This window comes from Endozoicomonas sp. SESOKO4, from assembly GCF_024606275.1.
This window is the reverse complement of sequence record NZ_JAHHPS010000310.1, coordinates 1-7,821: the sequence shown is the minus strand read 5'-3', so window position 1 is coordinate 7,821 and position 7,821 is coordinate 1. Positions and strand designations below refer to the sequence as shown.

The following is a 7,821-nucleotide window of genomic DNA, read 5'->3' as shown; positions in this document are numbered from 1 at the left end:
TTGCTGACTGGCACTCACATCATGGGATGAAACGTATGCCAGCAGCCGCTATCAGACAGCGATATCACCAATGGCTGGATCGACGCATTCCACCAGCGCCAAGGGTGACTCTGGATCAACAGCGGATATTTATCCTGCCCACAATAGGGGGCTATATCTGGCTGTCTGTTGCTGTACTCATTTTTATACTGGCGGCCAATTATGCTAACAGTCTGGCCTTTGGCCTGTCCTTTTTTATGGTCAGTCTGTTTATGCTTTCCATTCTTCACACCTGGAAAAATCTTGCGGGGATGACTCTGGTTTCAAAGTCTGCTGATTCGGGTCATGCAGGAGACTTGATATCAGTTCATCTGCAGTTGCAGTCAGGGGGCCGGGGGCGACAATCTGTGCGATTAGGCTGGCCTGAAAATGAGCAGGTGACCTACTCATTCGAAACCAATCAGGACTTCACTCTGCAGGTAAAAGCAATATCCAGAGGCTGGTTTCGTCCGGGCAGGATGAAAGTAGAGAGTGTGTACCCTCTGGGGTTTTGCAGGGCATGGAGCTGGGTCCAGCTGGAAATGCACACCCTGATCTATCCCAGGGCTGATTTTTCCCACCCTGTTCCAAGTCTGCTGGGAGTAGGAGAGGAGACCGGTAGACAAACACGATCAGGGCAGGATGATTTTGCCGGTTTTCGCCGTTATAAAGAGACGGATCTTCCGGGTCATGTTGATTGGAAAGGCTATGCGAGAACCAGTGAGCTGAATACCAAGCTGTTTGAGGAACCTTTAGGTCATCAGGTTAAGCTCTGCCTGCAGCATAATCCCGGTGTAAGTCTGGAAGATAAACTCTCTGTTTTGGCTGGATGGTGTCTGGAATGTGAAGCCAGTAACAGACCATACAGTTTGTCCGTTCCCGGAACAGAGTTGGCTGCCAATATAGGGCACAAGCATTCAAAAGAGTGCCTTGAAACTCTGGCGTTATTTGCTTCTGGCTCTGATAGGGCTCCGGGTATTAAAAGGTCCGGAGGTGAACGTGCTGAGTGATGCTCAGGTGAGCAGGACCTCAACATTGTGGTTAATTGCCGCACTTCTTTCAGTCTTGTTCCCCATTTGGAAGCAAGTTCCGTTGCTTATTATTCTGACAGGTTGTCTTTCCGCAGGCTGGCGGATTGCCATTTTGCAGGGTAGAGGGCATTGGCCACCTTTTTTATTGCGCCTGGGGCTGATCCTGATTGCTCTTGTTTCGGTGGTGGTCAGTTTCAGGCCATTGATATCCCTGGAATCATCGGTCTCTATTCTGGCCGCAGGGTATGCACTCAAACTACTGGAAATGAGAAGCCAGCGGGATGCGCTCGTTGTCGTTTACATCGGCTATTTTCTGGTGGCAACAGCCGTTCTGTTTTCCCAGACGTTATTACAGACGCTATACCTTATGTTTTGTCTGGTCATGTTGATTGCGGCTCAGCAAGGTTTGTTCCGGGAAATGGATACGACACCTGTTGTATCGAGTATCAGGTTTGCAGGTCTTCTGGCTTTTCAGGCGGCTCCTTTAACCATTCTTCTGTTTATCCTGGTACCTCGTATGGGGCCGCTTTGGTCAGTCCCTCTTCCTGATAACAGTGGCAGAGTTGGTTTAACCGATGCCATGACTCCTGGCGATATAGCCAGACTCAGTCGTTCAGATGAATTGGTGTTTCGTGCCCGCTTTGCAGCTGATGTGCCACCTGCTCAGCAAAGATACTGGCGGGCTGTGGTGCTGGATCAGTTTGATGGCAAGACTTGGAAGCAGACGGACAAGCTGTTTTCTGTTGCCGCTATGTCGCAGAAAGATTGGGTCAGTAAGCAGCCTGTTACTGAAGGATGGTGGAAGAATCGTCTGGGAAGTTATCAATATGAAGTCATGATGGAGCCTACCGGAAAACCATGGATGTATTCCCTGGGAGCTGCCGGTACAGTGGCTGAAAAAAGTTTTTTCTACAGGACAATGAGGCTGGCATCGGAGCAACCGGTTGACAGTCGACTGCTGTACTCCCTGGATGGGATGTTGCCCCGGGCTCGATCTGTCTCTATGCCTGGCTGGCTTGTTGAGTTGAATACCCGGATTCCGGTAGTCGGAAATGATAGAAGTCGGCAATATGCGCTTAGACTGTTCAACCAGGCCGGTGAGGATCCCGTGAAAATGGCGGGTCGACTACTGTCGCTGTTTCGTCAGGATGACTTCTACTATACCCTTTCCCCACCTTTGTACGATCAAAGTTCCACGATTGATCAATTTCTGTTTGAAGGTCGGCGAGGTTTTTGTGCCCATTATGCGGGTGCATTTGTTTATTTGATGAGAGCAGCAGGTATTCCGGCCAGAGTCATCGGTGGTTATCAGGGCGGAGAGTTCAAGGAAGATGAAAACCTGATTCAGGTCCGACAGTTCGATGCTCATGCCTGGGCTGAAATCTGGGTGGCAGGGCAGGGATGGTTGAGGTTTGATCCTACCGCCGCAGTTTCACCCCAGAGAATAGCATCTGGCCTGGAAGCAGCTATTGGCCCTGCCGAAACTTTTTTGCCAGACAGTCCATTATCTCTCTATCGTTATCGTCAGTCAGGCATTATTAACAGAGTCAGGCTGGTCTTTGAGAAAGCAGAATATCAATGGCAGAGGTCGGTCGTGAACTTCAAGCAGGATCAACAGGAGGCGTTTCTGAGAAGCCTGTTGGGCGATAAAGATTTTTACTGGCGGCAGGCGACGGCTCTGGCGCTGGGGGTAAGCTTGATATTGGCCGTATTATCGCTGACTTTATTGTATCGTCGCCAGTCGCTATCTCCACTGCAGAAACTCTATGCCCGCTTCCTTAAAAAAATGGCCAAAAGAGGTTTTGTCCCGGGAGATGGCGAAGCAGAGTTGAGTTTTGCACGCCGTATCTCCAAATCAGATGATAAGCTCGCAGAGCCTGTAATGTCTTTTTGTGAGGCTTATATACAAGCAGCTTATGGGGAAAATTTTTCGGAAATGCACGAGCTGAAGCGGCTTCTGACTCGTTTTTAGTGTCAGGGAGAGTCTTGCACAGGAGGCTTCGGCATCTTCTGGCTCAAGTAATGGTTAATATATCCCTGGATTTTCTGACCTTCCTCTGTGCTGGGGCAAACCAGATAGACTTTGGGGGGTCTGGTTTCATAAGTGTGGCTGCTCATGTATCGGCTGACAGCAATACAAGCGACAGTCGCGGCTCTTTGAGGGGTAAGATTCAGTTCAGAGCTGAAGATGGGGATGGCGATGCTCGACAGGTTTTTCCTGTGAGCGGCTTCGATGGCCGATTGGTAGGCGCTGACCAATTCTGAATGAATACTCCCGGAATCAGCCTTAGGAAGTATGGCATGAACCATATGACTGAAGCCTCTGCACTGCAAAGCGGGGCTGGCTGTAATGGCGGCCAGCCCCGGTTTCATCTTTTTAATGGCTTCCCGAAACCCTTTTCTTGTCAGGCCGGGATCAATCTCGGAAAGCTGACTCAGTAAAGCTGTTTCGTTGGGTGATCCCATGGGGGTGTAGGGACAGGCAATGACTTCAATCGGTAGGTTGCGTAACTCATTCATCAGGCTGATATCCCCGGACATCAAAAAGACTTCTTTTCCCAACAATTGGTCGGAAGGTATTTTGACATCCGTTTGTACCTGGGTGATGGTCGATTGTTCTTTCGGGGGGGTGAGCAAAAGTTGAAGAGGTCTGACAAAATCCACCAATTCGTGGATCCCTTCAGTAGGGTGGTCCGGAGTAAGATCATCCAGGACAGCTGGCCAGTCACCGGCGATCACTCGATTCACAAGCCTGGAGCAGGCCTGCATATCTTCCAGCATTCCCTGTTTGTAGATTTTGGATTGCAGGCTCTTGGCCCGGGTTAGCAGTTTGTACTGAAGCTCCAAAAAGAGGTCAGTCTCTTCGGCCAGTGAACTGACATCAATACCAATACGGGCAAAGTCATTTCTGTAATGTTGGGCGGTTCTATTGATCTGAGGCTGTGGATTTTCATCCCGTTTGATGTTTCGAAGTTTTATTCCTGAATAAGGGTTGTCGCCTCTGGCCCTGGCTTCCTGAAGCAAGGCTGCAGGGTCTTCCAGTACCCGGGTTTTCCGGTTCCAGGTAAAGGCTGAGCGCAGTTTATGTTTTACCCAGCTTTTGAAAAGCTGCCAGTTGGATGCTGAACTGACCGAATCAGACGTTGGAATCATGCTTGAGCCAGAAAATCTACCGATAGTCTTAAGTATAATCAGTTCATCCCTGATAGGGATTCACAGGGCTGAAAGGTATCTGGCAAGGTTGGCTGACAGAGTTGGCCGGAAAAGTTGTCGACTTTCCAACGAATTTTTATGCTGGTTTGAAATACAGCGTCAATTCTCCCATCGATCACACTTCTGGCATTCAGAGTTAGAAAAAAAATCCCCGCACAATGGCGGGGATCTTGTGACGACAACCAGGTCACTGATCAGCTTGCTTTAGCGATAACCTCATCGGCCGCCTTCTGATAGGACTCTACCTGATCAAAGTTCAGGTAACGGTAGACTTCACTGGACATGGAATCCAGATTTTGTGCGTATTCCATGTACTCTTCAGCCGTAGGGATTTTGCCCAGAATCGCGCCCACAGAAGCCAGCTCGGCAGAGCAGAGGTATACGTTAGCGCCATCACCGAGACGGTTCGGGAAGTTACGGGTAGAAGTAGACAGCACAGTGGCGCCTGGTTCTACACGTGCCTGGTTACCCATACACAATGAGCAGCCCGGAATTTCGGTGCGAACACCGCTGTCCTGATAAATGCTATAGTAGCCTTCTTCTTCCAGCTGGGCCTTGTCCATCTTGGTAGGAGGAGACATCCAGAAGCGGGTTTGCAGAGGCTCCTTGTTCTGCTGCAGCAGTTTACCGGCCGCGCGGAAGTGACCGATGTTGGTCATGCAGGAGCCCAGGAAAACTTCGTCAATCTTGTCGCCTGCCACGTCAGACAGTGTACGGGCATCATCTGGATCGTTAGGAGCACACAGGATAGGCTCTTTGATTTCAGACAGGTCTATTTCAATCACTTCAGCGTATTCAGCGTCAGCATCCGCACGCATCATCGTCGGATTAGCCAGCCACTCTTCCATCTTGCGAGCACGGCGCTCCAGAGTACGAGGGTCACCATAACCTTCGCTGATCATCCAGCGCAGCATCGTCACATTTGATTTCAGGTATTCGGCGATGGACTCTTCAGAAAGCGTGATGGTACAACCGGCAGCAGAACGTTCAGCAGAAGCGTCAGACAATTCGAAAGCTTGTTCCGCTGTCAGGCTCTCGAGACCTTCGATTTCCAGAATGCGGCCAGAGAAGGCGTTCTTCTTGCCTTTCTTCTCAACCGTCAGCAGACCTTGCTTGATACCGTAAAGAGGAATGGCGTGAACCAGATCACGCAGGGTGATGCCGGGTTGCATTTCGCCCTTGAAGCGAACCAGAATGGACTCAGGCATATCCAGAGGCATAACACCGGTAGCCGCAGCAAAGGCTACCAGACCGGAACCAGCAGGAAAGGAAATACCCAGTGGGAAACGGGTGTGAGAGTCCCCTCCGGTACCGACCGTGTCAGGCAGCAGCATGCGGTTCAGCCAACTGTGGATTATACCGTCGCCCGGGCGCAGGGACACACCGCCACGGTTCATGATGAAGTCTGGCAGAGTGTGGTGAGTTTCAACATCAACAGGCTTTGGATAAGCTGCTGTGTGACAGAAAGACTGCATCACCAGATCGGAAGAGAAGCCCAGACAAGCCAGGTCTTTCAGTTCGTCGCGGGTCATTGGACCCGTAGTGTCCTGAGAACCTACGGTGGTCATTTTGGGCTCGCAGTAGGTGCCAGGGCGAATGCCTTCAACACCGCAGGCCTTGCCAACCATTTTCTGGGCCAGGGTAAAACCTTTGTCGGAGGCTTTGGGAGCAACAGGACGACGGAAAATATCAGAGTGTCCCAGACCCAGAGCTTCACGGGCACGGTCAGTCAAACCACGGCCTATGATCAGGTTAATGCGGCCGCCTGCTTGAACTTCGTCCAGGATGACGTCGGATTTGAAGTCGAATTCAGACAGCACTTCACCGGATTCAGACAGGATTTTGCCGTCGTATGGACGGATTTCAATCACATCCCCCATGCCCAGCTTATCAACGGGGGCTTCAAAAACCAGAGCGCCAGCATCTTCCATAGTGTTAAAGAAGATAGGTGCTACTTTACCGCCAATACAGATACCGCCGGCACGCTTGTTTGGCACACCCGGAATGTCATCACCAAAGAACCATAATACCGAGTTGGTAGCGGACTTACGCGAAGAGCCGGTACCCACTACATCGCCCACGAAGGCAACGGGCAGGCCTTTTGCCTTGATTTTGTCGATCTGCTGCAGAGGGCCGATCACGCCGTGCTCTTCAGGTTCCAAACCGTCGCGCGTCATTTTGTACATGGCACGGGCATGAACCGGAATATCGGGACGAGACCAGGCATCTGGTGCAGGAGAAAGGTCATCGGTGTTGGTTTCACCAGACACCTTGAAGACGGCAACCTTGATACTTTCCTGAACCGTCTGGCGCTGGGTGAACCACTCGGCATCTGCCCAGGACTTCAGAACAGCCTTGGCGTGTGCGTTTCCGGCCTTGCTTTTCTCTTCAATGTCGTGGAAAGCATCAAACACCAGCAGGGTGCTTTTCAGTTGTTCTGCAGCCAGCTCCGCCAGTTCGGTGCTGTCCAGCAGTTCTACCAGCGTCTCAATGTTGTAGCCACCGTGCATCAGGCCCAGCAGTTCAACCGCTTTATTTTTATCCAGTAGTGGGGATTCTGCTTCGCCTTTGGCAATGGCGGACAGGAAACCGGCTTTTACGTAAGCAGCTTCGTCTACGCCGGGCGGAATGCGGTTTTCCAGCAGGTCCAGCAGATACTCTTCTTCACCGACTGGCGGGGTTTTCAGCAAGGCTACCAGTCCGGTGACTTGCTCAGCGCTCAGTGGCTTTGGTGGGACACCCTCTGCTGCACGCTCTTCGACATGTTTTCTGTAGGCTTCTAGCACGGATCAACCCTCATCATCTGTGCGGCCTGTCCGGTCACTTTTCCCGTAATCTCTACAGCGGTGGGCCAGACAGTTGCTGATGTTCCTGTGAATGTAGGTCCTGCACAATATGGCTGGGCGGGTAGAGAAGAAAGCTCTGACGGATACCACTGCTCCTCCTCCAGAACAGGAGTTCACTTTAGATTACTTTCATGCCCATGGCGATGTGTGCAGGCATCGTATACCGGTGGGAATTATTCTTTACAGATTAGCAGTGAAAAGAACTGTAACCATTGCTTCTTCAGCCAACCGGGCGCGGGCAGTATATCGGATAGCGTTATTCAAGTTAAGTGAAGCCCGCAATCTTTGGTATAAATTTGGTGAATAATGGTTGGGCCGGTCGGTAAAGCCCTTGTTGTGCCGGTTTTTCTCGTACATTAGTGATTATTGCCGCAAGTATTGAGTTGAAAGTAATCTCATGGTGAACAATCTTGATTCATGAGAACAGGCGTCATGTGCTGACATCCCTGACAACCCTTAGTATTCTTTTTTTCCACGCTTCAAAAGTATCTAATATTGACTCAAGATCCTGGATGTAAATATCCAGGTTAGAAAGTTTGTTAATGTATTTGCCATCACCGATATAAATCATACTATGAAAAACTAAAGGTTTATCTCCAGTATCGGAAGGTTGGCTTGTTATTTGTACAATATCTCCAAAGATCAGATCCTTTTCTCCAGTAAATTCATTGACCTTTATGTTCGAAAGTGATTGGTAAAAAGAGTCATGAGTG

6 protein-coding genes are annotated in these 7,821 nt (G+C 50.3%); 3 read left to right on the top strand and 3 right to left on the bottom strand.

Annotated elements, in window-relative coordinates; genetic code table 11:
- A partial coding sequence (locus KDK16_RS05905; protein ID WP_257275143.1) for a DUF58 domain-containing protein occupies window positions 1-1,028 on the top strand: 1,028 nt, incomplete at its 5' end.
- Complete coding sequence (locus tag KDK16_RS05900; protein ID WP_373690929.1) at window positions 1,012-3,021, top strand: DUF3488 and DUF4129 domain-containing transglutaminase family protein; 2,010 nt, start codon at window positions 1,012-1,014, stop codon at window positions 3,019-3,021. The genes KDK16_RS05905 and KDK16_RS05900, both read left to right, overlap by 17 nt.
- 2 nt (window positions 3,022-3,023) lie before the next feature.
- Here KDK16_RS05900 and KDK16_RS05895 read toward each other — a convergent pair whose 3' ends face one another.
- Entirely contained in the window at window positions 3,024-4,202 is a 1,179-nt protein-coding gene (locus KDK16_RS05895; RefSeq protein WP_257254169.1) for a macro domain-containing protein, read from the bottom strand.
- A gap of 254 nt (window positions 4,203-4,456) precedes the next feature.
- Entirely contained in the window at window positions 4,457-7,048 is a 2,592-nt protein-coding gene (acnB, locus tag KDK16_RS05890) for a bifunctional aconitate hydratase 2/2-methylisocitrate dehydratase (protein ID WP_257254170.1), read from the bottom strand.
- Between the two features lie 109 nt (window positions 7,049-7,157).
- Here acnB and KDK16_RS05885 point away from each other — a divergent pair, with 109 nt between their 5' ends.
- Window positions 7,158-7,415 (top strand): hypothetical protein, encoded by a 258-nt coding sequence (locus tag KDK16_RS05885; protein ID WP_257254171.1) that lies wholly within the window; start codon window positions 7,158-7,160, stop codon window positions 7,413-7,415.
- Window positions 7,416-7,538: 123 nt separating this feature from the next.
- On the opposite strand, the gene KDK16_RS05880 is transcribed toward KDK16_RS05885, so the two are convergent.
- On the bottom strand, window positions 7,539-7,821 hold a 283-nt coding region (locus KDK16_RS05880), incomplete at its 5' end, for a hypothetical protein (RefSeq protein ID WP_257275141.1).

Coding starts and splice junctions, on each gene's coding strand:
- KDK16_RS05885 (WP_257254171.1), top strand. CDS start 7,158: ATGGCTGGGCGGGTAGAGAAGAAAGCTCTGACGGATACCACTGCTCCT.
- KDK16_RS05895 (WP_257254169.1), bottom strand. CDS start 4,202: ATGATTCCAACGTCTGATTCGGTCAGTTCAGCATCCAACTGGCAGCTT.